Here is an 18,930-nt window from a genome sequence, read left to right as displayed (position 1 = left end):
AATGCTCCCTGGTGTGTGCTGGGCATCCGCCGTGCGCACAAGCCAAAGCGCCGGTCGCCGGCGCGGTTCGCGAGACGGTCTGCCGGTTCAGCGCCAGGTATTTCTGACGGGTGGGAGAAGATACGCACAGGTGCAAATCCTCCCCTAGGCGGTGCGCCCTATGCACCGGCTGGGGAGCCGCCAGCCGCCGTCTCGACCGCGCACCGGTCGATCAGGTCATCTACGAACCGGCCGCGCCCGACGCGCGGCCACTGGTGCCACGATCCGACCGCGACCGAGGCGTTCGCCGAAACGCATGTCCGGCGGCTCGAAGCGATGCGCCGGTTGAGTTCGAACGTGACCCGCGAACCTTCGGGACAGTGGGTCATTTCTGGGGATCATCTCGACCGCGCCGCGGCGCATGAAATGAGACTGTTGCGCGATCGTCCCGTCGCGGTGGACATTCTGTCGTCGCGGCCGCTGGCGGCGTTGATCGAAGCGGACGCGGCGACCTGGCTCGATCGCGAACTCATCGCCGGCGCTCCGACTGTTCTGCGCGATGCGGGATTTGGCGCGGACGTGCGCGACGCATTTGACCGGCGGCGCCGGTGGTTGATGGCGTCCGATCTCGCCGACGAACACGACGGCGCGGTCCGCTATCGGCAGGGACTGCTCGCCATCCTCCAGCGTCGCGAATTGTTGAGGGTGGCCGGCGAGCTATCGGAGGACAACGGCCTGGCCTTTGCCGAAGCTGAACCGGGCGCGCGGGTCGAGGGCCTGCTGCGCCGGTCGGTCGACCTTGTCAGCGGCCGGTTCGCGGTGATCGAGAAATCGCGCGAGTTCACGCTCGTGCCGTGGCGGCCAATGCTTGAACGCCAGATCGGAAAACCGGTGTCAGGGATCATGCGGAGCGACGGGATCAGCTGGTCAATCGGAAGGGGACGCAGCGGGCCGTCGATCGACTGATCTTATGGGGCGGGGCGCGCGCCGCCCAGGATTGGTGCGCCGCATGGCCATCGCTAGGTAGCGTTCCTGCGGACGATTAGGGTCGTTTGAGATGATCGACGACTGCGAGACCTGGGCCTGTGCCAATCTGCTTGTCCGGCAGCATGGTGAGAATGCCTGGTTCGTCGCCGCGCCGCGCGCGGACGAACTCCTGGCGCAAGGCGAGATGGAGGGGCACCGGACGTTCCAAAGGATCCTGGCGCGCATCAAGGAGCTCGAGGCCGTGAAGCCGGACGGGCCGCTCCATTGGCGGGAGCGGCCTGGGTCTGGCGCTTGGCACCCGACCTGATAGTCTTCGCCCGATGTGCAATCTCACCGCCATGAGGAAGAGCGTCGCCGAGGTGGCCGCCCATTTCAGGGTGGAGGTACCGACCTTCTCCAACGCGCCCGAAGAATCCTATCCCGGAACGCCTGGCATGGTGGTTCGCGAGGAAGGCGGCGCCCGCGTCATGCAGTCAATGACCTGGGGGTTCCCGCTTCGCCTCAAGGGTATGTCGCCGAGCGCCAGGCCCAAGCCGGTCAACAACATCGCCGACTTGTACAAGCCGATGTGGATTGGTTTGGCGCGCAAGCCGCGATGGCGCTGCCTCATTCCGCTGACGGCCTATGCCGAAGTCGAAGGTCCCAAGGGCGCCAGGACCCGCACCTGGCTCAACGTGAAGGATCAACCCATCTTCGCGGCCGCAGGCTTGTGGCGCGTCAGCGACGAATGGGGGGCGGTCTATTCCATGGTGACGACCGACTGCAACGAAGCGATCCGACCGGTGCATCATCGCATGCCGGTGCTGCTGCTGCCGGACGAGTATGATCACTGGCTGAATGGTGACTTCGACAGCGCGATCGCGTTTCAGGAACGGCGCTTTCCCGATGCGCTGATCGAGATGACGCGAACTGACGAGCCCTGGATCAAGCGCGAGGCTGACGTGTCGATGTGACCTCGGCGGGTCGAGGCGCGATCGCCCCGACCCTGAGAATTTCGCTCAAGCCGGCCTGGCGCCCGGCGTTCCGCATTTGACGAACTTGCCATGGGCGCCGCGGCACTTCTTGGCGACGGGCGTGGCTTTTGGCGGCGGGCATTTGATGAACTTCCCGTTCGGCGCGCGACAACGATTGGCGGCGATCGACGGGGTGGCGACCATCGCGACAGCGGCCAGGGCAAGAGCAAAGCGATACATAGACGATCCTCCCTTGTGGGAGGTCGAACCTGCCTCCGGATTGGGTAGGGCGCAAGCTTGCGCGCGTCCGTTCCGGTGAGGATCGCCGCCGAGGTGGCGATCAACTCCGCAGTCGGTTGAGCGCCTGCTTCCATTTGCGCGGGTCCGGCATCGGCAGTTGAACGGTGGCTGCCTTATCCTTCGACCAGGAGACGAACGCGCCCGCGCCGCACCGCCTGCACCTCAATCGATAGGCGACGCTGCGGATACCGACGTCCCAGCCTTTGCGTTCGAACAGATTCCATAAGGCGTGCGGGTCGAACACCCCCTCGGCGCCGCACTTTCGGCAGGTCGCCACGATCGCGAAATGCCAGGCGGCCGCCTCGAGCAAATTGGTCGGGAGCGGGCAGCCGGCGGCGTCGTAGCGCGCCATGTCATTGCGCCGGCGTTTCGCCAGGAAGCGTCAGCATCACGTCGTCGAGATCGGCTTTCCGGACCCTGGCGAGCGCGGCCAATTCGGATCGGCCGGGCGGCGCGCCGCGATAGATGTCGTCGAGGCGGTGATCGGGGATTCCGGTCCCGCGCGAGAGCAGGCGATAGGATGTTGCCGAGTGCAGCGTCCAAGCCAGGATCCACGGCTCGCCGTCGGCGATCGCCTGGGCCACTGCCTGGAGCGGGTTCCACGTCGGTCGGTCGGGCCGCGCCATCAGGCGGCCTCGAACAGCTGGAGTTGCTCGCCATTCGCGGCGCTCAGCGCCCGGGCGCGCAGAACTGCGTCGACCGCCTGGCGATAGTGGATGGTGCCCAACCGTTCGGCCTCGTCAAACCGTACTGGCGCCCAATCCTCGCTCGGATAGCAGGCGTCATAAATTGCGCGCGCCATCGCGCGCAGCAGCGCATCGTGCTGCATGTCGGACCTCCATTGCTGTCGAATCGCCGGTCAGCGGCGGGAGGGGGAGGCTAGAACAAAAAAGGAACATCTGGCAAGTGATTCGTGCTAGATCGCGATCAAGCCGAGTCGCGAAAAGGGAGAAGGACATGGCCCGATTGTTCGTCGCCCAGATCGGATCGCAGCAGATCGCCGAGCAATTCGGCGTCGAGGACGCGCCGATCACTTCGATGCCTGCCGAGATGACCGAGGGCCTCGAAGGCCCGATCGTCATCGAGAATGGCGGCCGGCGGCTGCTCAAAATCGCACAATGGGGATTCCCACGGCGCACGCGCGAGGGAGCGCTCCGCGGTGACGATCCTGGCATCATCGGCTTGGTCGCCGACCTGACCAATCCGATGTGGGATACGCTGGTGGTCGAGCCGCGCTATCGCTGCCTGATCCCGCTTACTCATTTCGCCAATCCCGCCGGCGATCAGGGCGCCAAGACCCGCTCATGGTTTTCGGTGAAGGACGAGCCGCTCGTCGCCTGGGCCGGGTTCTGCCGCAACCTGCCCGACATCGGCCCGGTATTCGCGGGCATGACGATGGCGGCCAGTGATGCGGTGATGCCGTACAATGATCGCATGCCCGTCTTGTTGGCGCGCCGCGAATACGAGCGCTGGCTGCATGGCTCGATCGCCGAGGTGATCGAGTTTCAGTTTCGACCCCCGATGGCGGCGGATCGCATCGAGGTGATCCACACCGACGATCGCTGGCGGAGCGGAGAGGTGCCGGAATTCGCGGCTTACTTGCAGAAGCTTTTGCTCTAGGGGCGGGCAACCGGCTGATAGCGGACGTTCAGCAACGCATCCCAATTTTCGACCCATCGGTCGAGGGCGAAACGGATCGCTTCGCCAATCAGTTCGTGAAGCCCCGATCCTCGCCACAGACATACGTGACGTCCGCCCGCCCATAGAGACGGCAACCTTCACAGGCTTCGGTCACGCCGACGGAAGAGCCATGGCCGTCAAGCTGTTTTCCCGAATTCGCAAAATCCCCCTTCAAGGGTTCGTGGCTACCGCAGCGAACGCCGAGGGAGGGCCTGACTTATGCTGGCGGTCGCTGGCTGGTTTCACGGGGCAGTTGTTTGTCTTCCGTTGCGGTACCCGTTGTGCGGTGACCACTCATGGGCGGAAAGGCGTCGGCAATATCTGAGCAAGATCATGGCGGTGGATGCTCTATCAGGCATCCACTAACCCTAGGCTCAGGACCTATTAAATTGCTTGCGTAATTGTCGATCGGTTGATTCAATGGCGGCGCGAGGAGGCGCTGGCATGAGTGACCTGATCTGGCTGTCGGAGGCGCAGATGCGCCGGATCGAGCCGTATTTTCCATTGTCGCACGGGGTGCCGCGGGTCGACGATCGTCGGATCATCAGCGGCATCATCTTCGTGATCAGGAACGGTCTGCGCTGGCGAGACGCGCCGGCAGAATATGGGCCGCCGAAGACGATCTATAACCGCTTCATCCGCTGGAGCCGGCTGGGTGTGTTCAACAAGATCTTCGCATCGCTGGCGGCAAAGGGTGGCAAGCCTGATCAGTTGATGATCGATGCGACCCACCTCAAGGCACACCGCACGGCCGCCAGTCTGCTCAAAAAGGGGCTGTTCCCCGACGTATCGGACGCACCAAAGGCGGCCTGAACTCAAACCTCCACGCGGTCTGCGACGCCAAGGGCCGGCCACTCATCATGCTGCTGAGCGAAGGGCAGATGAGCGACTACAAGGGCGCCGCGCTCATGATCCATGCCTTCCCCAAGGCCAAAGTCCTGCTCGGCGACAAGGGCTACGACGCCGACTGGTTCCGCGCCGCCCTGGCGACACGCAAGATCGCAGCCTGCATTCCTTCAAAGGCCAACCGCAAGCTGCCTATCCCCCACGATCCCGTGCTCTACCGCCAGCGGCACAAGGTCGAGAACATGTTCGGCAGGCTAAAGGACTGGCGCCGTATCCACACCCGCTACGATCGCTGCGCACACACCTTCATGTCCGCCATCTGCATCGCCGCCACCGTCATCTTCTGGCTCAATCAATGAGTCATCGTGTAATTTGTGGCTGCTTCCTTGGGCCGGCTGAGCGGCGCACCTTCTGGTTGTCGAAGCCTGAAGGAAGGAAGCAGCCATGAAGCAGTATGCAGGTTTAGATCTGTCGATGGAAACGACGCACGTGTGTGTCGTCGATGCCGATGGACGCAAGATCGGGACGCAATGCGTCGAGAGCACGCCTGAGGCGATTGCCGCGGCGCTGGAGCAATATGGACCGATTGAACGCGCGGTGATCGAGACGGGCCGGATGACCCCATCGATTGCGCTGGGCCTGCGTGAACTGGGCGTCGCGATCGTCTGCATCGACGCACGTCAGGCGCACCAGAGCCTGAAGGCGATGAAGGCCAACAAGACCGATCCGCATGACGCGGCTGGCTTAGCGCAGCTGGCGCGCACGAGGTTCTACAAGGAAGTGCACGTCAAGTCGCCGGCGGCACACGGCGTGCGCTCGGTCATTACCGCCCGCGGGCATCTGGTCGAGGCGCGCGTCCGGCTCGACAACACCATCCGTGGTCTCTGCGCTACCTTCGGGATCAGGCTCGGGGTCGGTCAGGGCGAACGGTTCCTCGCGCGGATGCGGCTAGCCGCCTCTGTCCCTGGTCTTGGCGAAGCGGTCGCGTCGCTGCTCCGTGCCCGTGAGCGCCTCGTCGTCGAGATCGGGCAGCTGGATCGTCAGCTGAAAGCAATCAGTACCGCCTCGCCGGTCTGCCAGGCATTGATGAGCATCCCCGGCGTCGGTGTGCAGACCTCGGCCGCGTTCGCCGCCGCGGTCGACGACGCCAGCCGGTTCAAGCGATCGCGGACGGCCGGCGCCTACTTCGGGCTGGTTCCGCGCCGGCATCAATCGGGTGAGCTCGACTGGACCGGCCGGATCACCAAGCAGGGGGACAGCACCGTTCGCAAGCTGCTCTACGAAGCGGCGAACTCGATCCTGACGCGCACCAAGCAGAGCTTCGCGCTGAAGACCTGGGCGCTCAAGATCGCGAAGCGGCGTGGCCTGAGAAAGGCCAGGGTCGCGCTCGCTCGCCGCCTCGCTGTCATCATGCATGCCATGCTGCGCGATGGCACTTTGTTCGAGGCTTGAGATACGGTAAAACCAGTTCGCCAGCGGTGATGCTCTCAAGCTGACCCGATGACGGTGTCCCGCGAGGGAACGCAGGGACGGATGATCTGCGAAGGTGACTAGATGGGCCGCCAAGCCCGCTTCGAGTCAATGCAACGTCCGGCCTTGTGAGACCCGATACAGCACCACCGACCGCCAGGACGGCGAGTGCGGACAGATCCTTGAGACCCTCAAGGGACAACCGCCAAGCGACTGCAAATTACAGATCCTGAGCCTAGAGCGGTTTTCGATCATTTTGCATCATATCCGCAGGCGGCGAAGTAGTTGGTGCATTCCTGCGGGGAGTAGAGATCGAGGATGCAGCCGACGGCGTTCCACAGACCGTGGATGGTGCGCTCGGCGGCTTTTCGCAGATGGGCTTTCAGTTTGGAGAAGGCCTGCTCGATCGGGTTGAAGTCCGGGTTGTATGGCGGGAGGAAGAGCAGCGTGGCGCCGACGCTCTCGATGGCCGCGCGAACGGCGGGTGCCTTATGGCTCGACAGATTGTCCATGATGACCACATCGCCGCGATCGAGTACGGGCACGAGGAGGCGGGTGACGTAGGTGAGGAACGCGCCCGCATTCATCGGACCGTCGAGTACCCAGGGTGCCACCATGCCGATGCGGCGCAGGCCGGCGACGAAGGTCGTGGTCTTCCAGTGCCCGAAGGGGATGCCGGCGCGTAGTCGCTCGCCGCGCGGACAGCGGCCATGGCGCCGCGCCATGTTGGTCGAGGCCCAGGTCTCGTCGATGAAGACCAGCCGCTCGGGGTCAAGGTCGACCTGGCCCTCGAACCATGCCTCGCGCTGCCTCAAGACATCGGGGCGATCCTGCTCCGTCGCGTGGCCGGTTTTTTCGCGTGATCCCGTGGCGATCGACGAACCGTCAGAGCGGCGCGATGCTGACGCTTACGCCGCGCTCGGCCAGCATCGCCTGCAATTCGGCGAGCGTCGGGTCCGGCTCCTGCTTGATCGCATCGAGGATGAAGTCCGCATGTCCCTCGATCCTGGCCGTCCGACGGTCGTCACCCTGCGGCTTGGCGGCCGGCGTGCCGTGAGCAAGCGCCAGTTGCCGCCACCGGATCGCGCTCGCCGCGCTGATCCCGAACCTCCTGGCAGGCGCCCGCACGACACGCCGCTTTCGACCGCGGCAATGACACGATCGCGAAGATCACGTGATAAGGCTCGACCCATCCATACCGGCCCCCTTTGCCAGCACGGATGCTGAATCAGAAAACCCGCCACATGGGAATTCCCTTCGATTCAGATCGCTCCCAAACCGCTCTAAGGCGGACCGGCGGCGAGCAACCACGAGAACGCGCGGGGTTAGAATTACAAGATCACCGATGATCCGCGAACATTCTGGTTGAGCTTAAGAAACACTTCGGGAGTTTTTCGCGGCTTATAATAACGTGCGGGTTGCTCTGGACGAGACGGTGTTCGCCACCCAGTTAACCGAGGCACGCGGGATAACCAGACCACCGAACGGCTCATACCAAAATTTCCTAGCGGCCAACGCAAAGTTGGCAGCGACAGCCGCACCGATGGCGGGTCAGCTTCCAACGGTTTGACGAGCCTCGCCTTCACTTCTGCTCCACTCAGCGTTCGGTTCTTCGATCATCCCAGCCGATAGAGCCAAGCCAACTTTCAAGGCTGCGCAAACCCGCTCCGATGAATATTCGCGATTCGCTGTCAGTTGATACTCGGCGCCGACGAAAAGTTGGCAGTGCAGATCTGCGGTCGTCTCAATGCCCAACGGTAAAGTTATTAGGCCGCGGGCGTGAAAACTGAGCAAGGCTCGCCGTATATTATCACGATAGACTTCGAATATCAGCGGCAAGCCTTCGGGAGGGTCCTCCATCTGTGAGATGGCGGCAACGAACTGAAGCGACAGTCTGAATCGTTTCGATCCGTATGCGCCCACCGCCCTGTGCTGGGCCTCGGGCAAATTGGCATAAGCCTCCCAGCTGCCGGGCAAATCGGCTTTCGCCTGCTTAGCGTGGTCGATTGCGCAAGCCGCGACGACCACCGCTTCGCGTGTCGGGAAATAGGAATAAAGCGCCCCGTTCGATACACCCGCCGCTCGGCATATGTCGCGCAAAGTTGTCTCGTGGTAGCCCTTTTCGATCAGTACCTCGAGCGCCGCGCTGGCGATCGCATCGCGCTGGTTTCGCATATAATTTTCATCGCGTTTCGGCATGGCACTCCCCTGGCCAATGGCTACCGCCCTGCAGCGCTGGTGTCATTCATTAAAACCACTTGCCAAAAAATAAAAGCGGGCGCACGCTCTGATTCACGCGATAGGGGAGCTGGTGTATGAAAAAGGGGCTAGGGTACGCGGTTTGTGTTACGGTTTGCAGTCTGCTTGCGGGCGGACTCCCGACGTCCGCCCGGGCGCAGGACGCTGCAGCAGACGATGGCAAGGCAAGCGGCGACATCATTGTAACCGCGCAGAAGCGGGATCAAAAACTGATCGACGTGCCGATCTCGATCGCCGCGGTGACGGGCGACGAACTGAGCAAGCGCAGCGCGAACGCCATCGAAGATCTGCAGTTTTCGGTCCCGGGTCTCGCGATCACGCAGTTCGCGCCCGGCCAGCAGCGCGTCAATATGCGCGGCGTCTCGGTCTACAGCGGCTTGCCGACGCTTGGGGTCTATCAAGACGAAATACCGCTGAACGTTGAGATTGGCCAGTCGGGCCAGGATGTGCGCTTGCTGGACATCAATCGTGTCGAGGTGCTGCGCGGTCCGCAGGGTACGCTATACGGCCAGGGCTCGGTCAGCGGCACCATCCGCTATATTACCAATGACGTCGATCTCGGCCGCTTCTCGGCCTCGGCCGGGGGCGAAGTTGCCGGCGTCGATAGCGGAGGAGCGGACTGGAAGGGTGAAGCGGTCGTAAACGTACCGATCGTCACCGATCAGCTCGGTGCACGATTTGCCGGCTCCTACCAGCGGTTCGGCGGATGGATCGACAACCCGGTACTGGGCGAGCGAAACATCAACTCTGGCCACGCCCTCACTCTGCGCGGCAAGCTGGCGATGATGCTGGGCGAGAACCTGAAGGTCGGCTTCACGGTGCAGCATCAGGAGTTGGAGATCGGTGCCCAGAACCTGAGCACAGCAGACCAGCAGGTCTTCGATAAGGTTGCTACTCCTAATACTTCCAAGGTGACCATGGCCAATGCTCTGGTCACCTACGACTTCGGCGGAGTAACCCTGTTAAGCTCGACGAGCTTGTTGCACCGCAAGGACACCTCGGTCATCGATCTGACTGCAACCTTCCTGCCATTCCTGCCCTTGTTTGGCGTCCCCGCAGGAGCCGTCTCGTCGATTGCGCTTGACGGCCACACGACATCCGACATTTTCGCCGAGGAAGTGCGCTTGTCGTCCGATGGGACCTCTCCCTTCAACTGGACGGTTGGCGGTTTCTATCGCAACTCGCGGACATTTGCTCAGAGCAGCGATGTCCAGACGCCCGCCGTCCTGCCGCCCGGGTTTCTGATTAGCGGAAGCGGGACCGCTCCGGAAAATTCGAAGTCCTGGGCCGTATTCGGTGAGGCAAGTTACGCGATCATGCCCACGCTTACGGCGCTCGTCGGACTGCGCTACTTCGAGGATAAACGGGTCAAGGATACCACCAGCTCAGTCTTCGGGTTTGCTGCGGTCGATCAAGCCAGCGGAAAGTTTCACGCGCTCAGCCCCCGCTTCAATTTGTCGTGGCAGCCCAGGGACGGCGTCAACATCTACGCGAACGTCGGCAAGGGTTTTCGAAGCGGCGGCTTCAACCAGACCTCGGCAGGTGGTGGCCACGGCGTCGTGCCGCCCAGCTTCGGGCCGGACACTTTGTGGAGCTACGAGTTGGGCGGCAAGTTCCAGACCGACGACCGCAAGCTTTCGTTGGAAATTGCGGGCTACCGGAACGAGTGGGGCGACGTCCAGACGACCACCAATATCCCCGGCCTGCCAACCAACTTCACCACCAATGGCGGCAAGCTGTCGGGCTGGGGTGTCGACAGCGGCCTGACCTATTTGCCGATTCCGGCCTTGACGCTCACACTGACAGGCGGGTGGAACAACATGTCGTATCGGAGCAACTCGGCCGAGCATCTTGCCGGGGACCGGGCTGATTATGTGCCCCGCTTTACCGGTTCCGCATCGGCCGAATATCGCTTCGATCTGGGGTCACTTGCAAGCTTCGTACGGCTCGATTATCAATATTCGGAGAAGTTCCAGGTCTACATCCGCAACTTCCAGACCGTCCCGGCCTATTCCGATACGCAAAGTATCTTGAACGCGCGAATTGGTGCGTCGCGGCACAATTGGAGCGCGTCGGTTTTCGCGCGCAACATCCTAAACCGCGACAGCGTACTTTACCCCTCGTTCGCGGCCCTGGTGTATCCAGCCCGGCAGCAGCCCCGCACGATTGGCGCCAGCTTCAGCGTAAAATACTAATAGGAATTCCGGTTATGGCATTGAGCTGGGAACAACGCGCCCAAGCGGCGCAATCGAGCCTTTTTCTGGGAGAAGCCGTCAGCAATGGTGCGATCTTCCCTGTGTGGATCGACGACAATGTTTTCTGGTATGAGAGGGCGGGCGAAGACGGCACCGAATATGCCATCGTCGATGCCGCTACGGGTCAACGTCATGCGACGCTGATCCGTAGCACGGTCGCCAAGGCGCTCGCCGATCTGCTCGACGTGCCGATCGACCCAAAGGAACTGATCGTCAGCAACCCGCGCTTCGATCTGGCGACTACGGTTCTGTCCTTTTCCGCTTACGGCGAAGCCTATGCCTATGATTGGTCGTCACGAACGCTGATCAAGACCGAAAAGACGGCCGACCGGAACTGGCTCCCTTCGCCCGATAGCGGCTCCGCGCTGTTCATGGCGGGGGACGATCTTCGGCTCCGCGATCTGGCTACGGGAGACGAGCGAGCGCTGACCACCGATGGCACGCCTGAATATGCCTATGCCATGCCCGGCGTGGCGCTGCGCCAGCTCAATCAGATCCGCGGAACCGAGCTACCCGAGGCATTATGGTCACCGGATGGCCGCTGGATTCTGACCCTGCAGACTGACGAGCGGCATGTGCTCCCTCTCTCTCTGGCGGAATATGCGCCGGCATCGGGCGTGCGGCCGGTGATCCATTCCAACCGAACCAGCCTGCCCGAAGACCCCAAGGTCACCGAATTTCGTATGATCGCGATCGAGGTGGCGACCGGGCGGCAGGTTGAGGCCCGCTATCCCCGGCTCGGTGCGGTGCGCATGAACGCCACGGTATTCGGGGCCGGGATGGCATGGTGGAGTGCGGACAGTCGCACGGGCTATTTCGTGGACATCGAGCGCGGCGAACAAAAGGCTCACGTCGTCGCGTTCGATGTCGCCACGGGGGCCACGCGCATCGTCTTTAGCGAAGAGTCTGCCAGCTATGTCGAGGTCAGCGTCAACGTCTATACCAAGGCGCTGATCGCGCCGCTACCGGCAACCAACGAGTTGGTGTGGTACTCCGAACGTAGCGGGCGCGGCCACCTTTATCTTTACGATCTGGCGACCGGCGCGTTGCGCGGCGCCATCACCGAGGGTGACTGGCAGGTCCGCGAGGTCCTGCGCATCGATGCCGACAGGCGCGAGATATTCTTCCTCGCCGCCGGCATCGCGTCGGCGGAAAACCCCTATATCACCAAGCCCTGCGTCGCGTCGCTCGATGGCGAAGTGCGGATGCTCTCCGATGCGCCGGGCGATCATGCCGTCTGGCGGCCAGGTGCCATGGCCACGATGATGAAGGTCATGGAAGGTTTGGACGCCGAGGCGATTTCTGGCCTCTCGCCGACCGGGGATTATTTCATCGAGACGGTCAGCTCCGTCACCGACCTGCCCCGGACGTGGCTCCGTGGCCGGGATGGCAGGGAGATCCTCCTGCTCGAAACGGCGAAGGGCGAATTGCCGGACGGCTGGCACGATCCCGAGCCCGTCGAGTGCCTAGCCGCCGATGGCGCGACGAAGACCTATGGCTTGCTATTCAAGCCGCTCGGTTATGAAAGCGACGCGCGATACCCACTGATCGACCTGATCTACGGCGGGCCGCAGATTCACAATGTGCCGCATTCCAGCTTCGCGAGCGGTGATATTGGTGGAGGCACCTATAAAGAAGCCGTGCATCTTACGTCGCTGGGTGCCTACGTTCTCGTGCTCGACGGGCGGGGCACTGCCAATCGCGAACAGGCGTTCCGCACGGCGTCCTATCGCGCCGCGCATACGGCTTCGAACCTGGAGGATCATGTCACGGCGATTCGCCAGCTTGCCCAAGCCAACGGCCAGATAGATCTCGATCGCGTGGGCATCACCGGCTTTTCCGGTGGGGGCTACATGACAGCCCATGCTGCGCTGCGCTTCGGAGACTTCTTCAAGGTCGCGGTCGCCGGTGGCGGCAATTATGATCAGGCGCTGTTCTGGCATAGTTGGGGCGAACGCTATCACGGCGCCTATGACGCTGAGCATTATGCGGCGCAGGCGGCAAAAACCTATGCCGATGGGCTGACGGGCAAGCTCCTGTTGGTCCACGGCATGATGGACGCCGGCTGCCACCCGGCGGGCCTGTTCCAACTGGTGCAGAGCCTGATCGAGGCGGACAAGGATGTCGATCTGGTCCTCCTGCCGCGCGGTGGTCACGACTGGCTGGGCTACGGCATGCGTCGACGCTGGGCCTATTTCGTCTCGCATCTGTTCGGCGAAACACCGCCGGTGTTGAAGGCGTTTGATCGACCGCACGATCATATCCTGAAGCGCTTCACCGCCAATCGCGCGGCGCCAAAGTAAATCGGGGCATGACCATGGCGACTGCCGCACCGGCAATCGAGGCTGATACCGCGCAGCCCAGCCCAGATCATGTGCTGAAGGGTGGCTGGTTCACCTTGTGGTTCGCGCTGGCAGTAACGCTGTTTGCATTCGTCGATCGGCAGGTGCTGACCCTGGCCGCCGCACCGATGTCGGCCAGCCTTGGCCTGAGCGACAGTCAACTGGGCATGATCCAAGGCCTCGCCTTCGCGATCTTCTCCGTCGCCGCCGTGTACCCCATCGCCTGGGCGGCCGACCGCTTTGGTCGGCGCTCCATTCTCGCCCTGTGCATTTTGACCTGGTCGCTCGGCACAGCCGCGTGCGGCGTCGCGCAGAATTTCGAGCAGTTGTTCATTGCCGCCATCGCCGTCGCGGCAGGTGAAGCCGGCGCCGGACCGATCTTCGCGTCATTCGTTCCCGAACTGTTCAAAGGCCGCAAGCGGCTGCTGGCCAACGGCCTGATGTACTTCTTCGCTTATCTCGGCATTTCGGCAGGGCTGGCGCTGGGAGGCGGCGCCATCGGAATGCTCGACGCGGTCCATAGCGATCTGCCCGCAGCGGTCCGCGCGTTCGAATCCTGGCGGCTGGCCTTCTTCCTGGTCGTGCTTCCCGCGCCCCTGTTCCTCATCTTCCTGACCTTCGCCCGGCTGGACACGGCGCAAAGCGCATCAGCAACCGCGACGGGCGAAGGCCGCGGAGCCGAGGAGTTTTGGTCGTTCATCTGGCAAAACCGGTCGGCGATCGGACCAGTCTTTGGCGGTCTCACTCTCTACATGGTGGCATTTGGCGGCTATCTTGTCTGGCTACCGGTTGCGGCCACGCGGCTCTTCGGCGCGACGCCGGCGCAAAATGGCACAGCAATGGGGTTGGCAACCGCGGTTGGCATGGTCGGTGGCGTGGCCACCGGGACGCTGATCGTTCGCCGGCTAATCGTCTGCCTCGGTCCCGTGGCGACGATCCGGTTTTTCTGGATTGCGATGCTGCTGTCGACCCCTCTGCTCCTCGCCTTTCCTTTCGTCGGCGCGACGTGGCAGGTCTATGCGCTGTTCGGCGCGCTCATGCTGACGGGTACGGCCATTGGTTGCATGGTACCCACCTTGCTTCAGGACATGGCCCCGGCGGTCCTGCGCGCGAGACTTTTTGCCGTGTGGGCGATCGTGGCCGGCCTGGTCGGCGGCAGCGCGCCAACACTGGTGGGTTGGGTCTCGAGCGCGTTGGGCGCCGAGCCGCGTCAATTGCTGGTCGCGATGACCATCGTTGCGGTTCCTGCCTGGGCAGCCGGCATCGTGCTGCTTCGCCTGGCGGAACGGCCGTTTGCCGGCCTGATCCACCATGTCGCTGAGAGAGAGCGAGTGACAATTTGATGGCTGACATGATTGAGCGGCGGACGGCCGCTGGCGATGCCGCTTGCTCGCTGCACGTGCGGATCGTCACTGATCTTGGCGATATGCTGGTCGAACTTTATCCCAATCGTGCGCCCAAGTCAGTCGCGGCATTCCTGTCTGAAATCGCCGCCGGGTCCTACGATGGAGGGAGCTTCGGCCGCATCGTTCGCAGCGACAATGATCGCGGCACCCCGTTGATCGAGGTCATTCAGGGGGCGACAACCTCTCTGACGCCTCACGCGGACGTAGAACATGAGAGCACGAGCGCCAGCGGACTGTTCCACGAGGACGGCACGATTTCGCTGCCCCGGCTGGATGGGGGACTCGGAAGCGCGCAAGGTTTCTTCATCTGCATTGGCGCGCAGCCCGCTCTCGATGAGGGCGGGGGACGCACAAGCGACGGCGCCGGGTTCGCCGCGTTTGGGCGAGTGGTTGCGGGAATGGACGTGGCGCGCGCTATTCACGCCCTGCCGACGCGGAAAGAAGCCCCTGTCGACTATTTCAAGGGGCAGTTCGCCATCGATCCGCCGGTCATTCATCGCATAGCGCCGGAGGCCACGACGTCTTCCGGGTTGCTGGCCGATCTTGCCGCCGATTACTGGCGGTTCCGCGTTCGCGAATTCCCGACGGAGGCGAGCGCTGCGGGCATTCGCAGCGAGAATCGGAAATTGGATGGGGTCAGGACTGCTGACTTTAATCGCCGCGCGCTGCTGTGCGCCGGTATGCGCGACCGCGCCGGGGCAATCGATACGACTGCGCTGGACACAGAGGAACGCACGACACTCGCCCTGCTAAAACAGCAACTCGCAACCATCGTAGAAGCCTACCATCACGATGAACATCACCGCGGGCAGCTCTTTCCGTTCGGGTTCGCGAGCCTGCCGACTATGCTGGCACAGCAGACACCGCTCGATACCCTCGACGATCGCGATGACTTCCTGGCGCGGATGGAAGCGGTGCCCGCCTTCCTGACAATGAATCTTGACTCTCTGCGGGAAGGCTTCCGGCGCGGCTATCGCTTACCCCGCGTCCTGCTGCCCCAATTAGTGGCCATGCTTGATGCCGATCTCAACGACAGCAGCGGCTTGGGCGCCGTGATTGCGGCGCGCTTCGCGCCTGCTGTTGCTGCCGCGGATGCGGCGCTGCTGGACACGCAACGCAGGAGGGCGGCATCCATCGTCGAGGATGCGATTGCACCTGCATTACGCGCAATTCGCGATGCCATGACCAATCTGGACGCTGAACTGAGCGATGAGATTGGGCTGGCAAGTCAGCCAGGCGGGCGTGACTATTATCGCTTCAAGGTCCGCCAGCAGACCTCCACCGATCTCGACCCCGATGCCATCCATGCCATTGGTCTGGAGGAAGTAGCTCGTATCCAGCACGAGCTCGACACGGTATTGGCGAGGATGGGCCGGACGGGCGAACGGGCGGAGGTGGCCGCCGAGCTTGAAGCGAAGACCGCGCCCGATGCCGAAATGCTGCTCACCTTCACGCGCGCATTTGCAAAGCGCGTCGATGCGCTTTTGCCGCGGTTGTTCGGACGGATGCCGCGCATCACCTATGGCGTCGAGCCTCTGACAGTCGCGGCATCCGCATCGCTGCCGCCTGCGTTGGCCCAACCCGCCCGGGCTGATCGATCGATGCCGGGCATCTACTGGCTCACATCGCTGCCTGAAAAGGCGCCGCTACACCTGATCCCCGCGCTGACCTTGCATGAGGCATGGCCTGGTCATCTGATGCAGTTCAGCATCGCCCACGAACTCGAGCAACTTCCCGACTTCCGCCGCTACACGTGGCAGGACTATAACGGCTATGTCGAAGGCTGGGCGCTTTATAGCGAACGATTGGGGTACGATCTCGGGCTGTACGATGAACCGGCAGATCAGTTCGGCCTACTCAGCTTCGAACTGTGGCGCGCATCCAGGCTCGTGGTGGATACCGGCATCCACTGGCTGGGGTGGAGCCGGGAACAGGCCATCGACTATCTCGAACAGAACAGTTTCCTGCCGCGCGCGACCTGCGAATCCGAGGTTGATCGCTACATTGGCATGCCTGCCCAGGCACTGAGCTACAAGATCGGCGAACGCGTCATTCATGGTTTGCGCGTGGACGCCGAGGCGGCGCTGAGAGAAAGTTTCTCGCTCCGAGCTTTTCACGACATGGTCCTGAGCCTCGGCCCCGTCTCACTCGCCGAACTGGATATTCGCGCCCGTGCATGGATTTGCGTGCAGCAAACCATGCGTAACTGAAACTTGATGAACAGAGGCCGAGGACTGCAGATGGTTCGCGACACGGAATCCCGACTGAGCGCTTTGCGCGCTGCATTGGTCGATAACGGCCTGGACGGTTTCATCATGATGACCGGAGACGAGCATATCTCCGAATTCGTTGCCGCCTATTCGCAGCGCGTGGCTTGGCTATCAGGCTTTACCGGTTCGACGGGCAAGGTTGCGGTGCTCGTTGATCGCGCCGCGATCTTCGTTGATGCGAGATACTCCAGCATAGTTCGGGAACAGGTCGATCCAGCGCATTGGCAATATGCGGACGAGCCGGAAACCAATATCGCCGAATGGCTCACGCAGAACGCTGCGGCAGGCTCTCGCATCGGCTACGATGCACGGCTCTATACGCGCGGTGCGATACAGGCCATCGAGCAGAAGCTAGGCGATCGTGTCGTCCTCGTGCCCCTGCAGCGCAACCCGGTCGATCCGTTATGGCCCGATCAGCCCGCCCGGCCCGTCACACCTGCGTTCATTCAGCCCGATGCGCTTGCCGGAAAAAGCTCGGGCGCGAAGCGGGCCGATGTGACCAGCTGGCTCCATTCGATCGGCGCGGACGCCTGCGTGCTGGTCGCCCTCGATTCCATCGCTTGGCTGTTCAATCTGCGGGGAAGCGACAATCCGATCGCGCCGATCAACTTTGCCTACGCGGTCTGTCATAGCGACGGGACCGCTGATCTCTTCATCGATCTAGCAAAAATCGACGCCGCAGTCCGCGAGCATCTGGCTGATGACGTACGTATTGTGCCCTATGATCGGTTTTACGGCGCACTGGAGGCATTCGAGGGAAAGCTGGTCGCGGTTGATCCGGCCCGTACGCCTGCTGCGATCTACGACGCGCTCGCCGCAGGCGGCGCGAGAGCGGTCGACCACCGCGATCCCACCATCCTTCCCAAGGCGACCAAGAACGAAGCGGAGATCGACGGCTTCCGACGGGCCCATGTCCTCGACGGCGCGGCTTTGACGCGGTTCTTGCACTGGTTCGCCAAAGAGGCACCCAAAGGTGAACTGACCGAATTGTCCGCTGCGGCTAAACTCACGAACTTTCGTCGCGAGATCGGCGAACTGCATGGCTTGTCGTTCGAGCCTGTCTCCGCCGCGGACGGCAACGCCGCTATGCCGCATTATTCTGCCTCGGCAGATAGCAACGCACCGATCCGGCCGGACGGCATCTATCTGGTCGATTCAGGTGGGCAATATCCTAGTGGGACGACCGATGTCACGCGTACGGTTGCAGTGGGAAAGGCCTCCGCGGAATTCCGCAACCGCTTCACCCTTGTCCTGAAAGCCCATATCGCGCTTGATACCGCCGCCTTCCCGCCTGGGACGCTCGGCAGTCAGCTCGACGCCATCGCCCGTGCGCCACTTTGGGCCAGCGGGATCGAGTGCGCGCACGGCATCGGTCACGGCGTCGGCCATTTCCTCAATGTCCACGAAGGCCCCGTCTACATCGCCAGAGCGCGGCCGGAAGAAGTGCCGGTCCAGGCCGGCATGGTGCTGTCCAATGAGCCGGGATATTACAAGGCAGACCAGTTTGGCATCCGAACGGAAAACCTCGTGGTCGTGGTTGATAAACCTGTCGACGGCGCGGTGATGCCCATGCTGGGCTTCGAAACCCTGACCATGGCGCCGATCGATCGCGAGGTGATCGATCTGCAAATGCTCACATCGGCGGAACTCGATTGGGTCGATCGCTACCACGCTACGGTGTTTGAGCGGCTGTCGCCCCTGCTGGCGGCCGAAGAGCGTCACTGGCTCGAACATCGGACTGCACCGCTGGCCAGTTAGGCGCGCGCGGTCGCCTAGTCTGATCTGAGGCGTTCCGGGTCACAATCGGCATAAAAGTTTGCTGAGGCCTCTCTGGGAGCGCCTGCCATAGGTCGTCGGACAAATCGGCGAAGGCGGCATAGCCGCGCCAAAGATTTTTGGCTTCATGGACGCCGCAGTTTCGGGGTCGGTTGCCGTGCACCTAAATTGGCGAATTGGTCGGCAAGTACACGCCCTGCCGGTGCTCCCGGTCCGATCGCAGGCGGGCGCCGTCCGTCGAATCGGAGCTGATCGCGTTAGTGACCGACTCACCGCTTTTCTGCCTTGGTCGAAGCGAAGCGAAGCGACGCCGATAGCCGTAACCGGCCGCACAGCGTCCCTCAGCGCGGTGTAGTTTCGAGGCGCTTTGCAGGAGTCTTCCGCCGTCGGGAATAGGCCCGGCGGGG

At 62.7% G+C, this 18,930-nt stretch carries 16 protein-coding genes and 1 pseudogene; 11 read left to right on the top strand and 6 right to left on the bottom strand.

From position 1 onward, the window contains the following. The first annotated feature begins 15 nt into the window (after positions 1 to 15). The 3 genes from SMA01S_RS24050 (at position 16) to SMA01S_RS02405 (ending at position 1,919) form a co-directional block, all read left to right on the top strand. Entirely contained in the window at positions 16 to 945 is a 930-nt protein-coding gene (locus SMA01S_RS24050; RefSeq protein WP_245649122.1) for a DUF3363 domain-containing protein, read from the top strand. A 91-nt stretch (positions 946 to 1,036) separates the two neighbouring features. Continuing rightward, complete coding sequence (locus SMA01S_RS02410; protein WP_066816935.1) at positions 1,037 to 1,273, top strand: hypothetical protein; 237 nt, start codon at positions 1,037 to 1,039, stop codon at positions 1,271 to 1,273. 13 nt (positions 1,274 to 1,286) lie between these two features. Further along, positions 1,287 to 1,919 carry an SOS response-associated peptidase gene (locus SMA01S_RS02405; protein WP_084249989.1) on the top strand — a complete coding sequence of 211 codons (633 nt, stop codon included), beginning with the start codon at positions 1,287 to 1,289 and terminating at the stop codon, positions 1,917 to 1,919. Positions 1,920 to 1,964: 45 nt separating this feature from the next. On the opposite strand, the gene SMA01S_RS02400 is transcribed toward SMA01S_RS02405, so the two are convergent. From SMA01S_RS02400 to SMA01S_RS02385, 4 genes are all read right to left on the bottom strand, one after another. After that, complete coding sequence (locus SMA01S_RS02400; protein WP_066816934.1) at positions 1,965 to 2,159, bottom strand: hypothetical protein; 195 nt, start codon at positions 2,157 to 2,159, stop codon at positions 1,965 to 1,967. A 100-nt stretch (positions 2,160 to 2,259) separates the two neighbouring features. Then, positions 2,260 to 2,571, bottom strand: a complete 312-nt coding sequence (locus tag SMA01S_RS02395; RefSeq protein WP_066816932.1) for a hypothetical protein — start codon at positions 2,569 to 2,571, stop codon at positions 2,260 to 2,262. 1 nt (position 2,572) lies between these two features. After that, on the bottom strand, positions 2,573 to 2,845 hold the full coding sequence (locus SMA01S_RS02390) for a hypothetical protein (protein ID WP_066816930.1): 273 nt from the start codon (positions 2,843 to 2,845) through the stop codon (positions 2,573 to 2,575). Then, entirely contained in the window at positions 2,845 to 3,048 is a 204-nt protein-coding gene (locus SMA01S_RS02385; protein WP_066816928.1) for a hypothetical protein, read from the bottom strand. The genes SMA01S_RS02390 and SMA01S_RS02385 overlap by 1 nt, the downstream gene beginning before the upstream one ends. Positions 3,049 to 3,176: 128 nt before the next feature. Here SMA01S_RS02385 and SMA01S_RS02380 point away from each other — a divergent pair, with 128 nt between their 5' ends. The 3 genes from SMA01S_RS02380 (at position 3,177) to SMA01S_RS02365 (ending at position 6,197) form a co-directional block, all read left to right on the top strand. After that, complete coding sequence (locus SMA01S_RS02380; RefSeq protein WP_066816926.1) at positions 3,177 to 3,839, top strand: SOS response-associated peptidase family protein; 663 nt, start codon at positions 3,177 to 3,179, stop codon at positions 3,837 to 3,839. A gap of 504 nt (positions 3,840 to 4,343) precedes the next feature. Further along, a protein-coding gene (locus tag SMA01S_RS24045; RefSeq protein ID WP_157093756.1) for an IS5 family transposase occupies positions 4,344 to 5,104 on the top strand; the annotation gives its coding sequence in 2 pieces (ribosomal slippage) (positions 4,344 to 4,677 and positions 4,677 to 5,104; 762 coding nt in all). A gap of 85 nt (positions 5,105 to 5,189) precedes the next feature. Next, positions 5,190 to 6,197 (top strand): IS110 family RNA-guided transposase, encoded by a 1,008-nt coding sequence (locus SMA01S_RS02365; RefSeq protein WP_066816918.1) that lies wholly within the window; start codon positions 5,190 to 5,192, stop codon positions 6,195 to 6,197. A 269-nt stretch (positions 6,198 to 6,466) separates the two neighbouring features. On the opposite strand, the pseudogene SMA01S_RS24040 reads toward SMA01S_RS02365, so the two are convergent. Further along, positions 6,467 to 7,408: pseudogene (locus SMA01S_RS24040) on the bottom strand (IS630 family transposase). Positions 7,409 to 7,766: 358 nt separating this feature from the next. Next, a complete protein-coding gene (locus tag SMA01S_RS02350; protein ID WP_066816916.1) occupies positions 7,767 to 8,414 on the bottom strand; it encodes a TetR/AcrR family transcriptional regulator in 648 nt (215 codons plus the stop codon). Positions 8,415 to 8,530: 116 nt separating this feature from the next. Between SMA01S_RS02350 and SMA01S_RS02345 the strand changes: the two genes are divergently transcribed. From SMA01S_RS02345 to SMA01S_RS02325, 5 genes are read left to right on the top strand one after another with little or no spacing between them, the layout of a single operon-like run. Beyond that, a complete protein-coding gene (locus SMA01S_RS02345) occupies positions 8,531 to 10,669 on the top strand; it encodes a TonB-dependent receptor (protein ID WP_084249988.1) in 2,139 nt (712 codons plus the stop codon). A 14-nt stretch (positions 10,670 to 10,683) separates the two neighbouring features. Next, a complete protein-coding gene (locus SMA01S_RS02340) occupies positions 10,684 to 13,032 on the top strand; it encodes a S9 family peptidase (RefSeq protein ID WP_066816913.1) in 2,349 nt (782 codons plus the stop codon). Positions 13,033 to 13,040: 8 nt separating this feature from the next. Continuing rightward, on the top strand, positions 13,041 to 14,414 hold the full coding sequence (locus SMA01S_RS02335) for an MFS transporter (RefSeq protein WP_066816910.1): 1,374 nt from the start codon (positions 13,041 to 13,043) through the stop codon (positions 14,412 to 14,414). Beyond that, entirely contained in the window at positions 14,414 to 16,687 is a 2,274-nt protein-coding gene (locus SMA01S_RS02330; protein WP_066816909.1) for a DUF885 family protein, read from the top strand. Before SMA01S_RS02335 ends, SMA01S_RS02330 begins: the two co-directional genes overlap by 1 nt. Before the next feature lie 30 nt (positions 16,688 to 16,717). Then, positions 16,718 to 18,505, top strand: a complete 1,788-nt coding sequence (locus SMA01S_RS02325; RefSeq protein WP_066816908.1) for an aminopeptidase P family protein — start codon at positions 16,718 to 16,720, stop codon at positions 18,503 to 18,505. The last annotated feature ends 425 nt before the right edge of the window (positions 18,506 to 18,930 follow it).

The sequence above is a fragment of the Sphingomonas mali NBRC 15500 genome, from assembly GCF_001598415.1.
GTDB lineage: Bacteria > Pseudomonadota > Alphaproteobacteria > Sphingomonadales > Sphingomonadaceae > Sphingomonas > Sphingomonas mali.
This window is presented reverse-complemented; position numbering and strand designations above follow the sequence as displayed.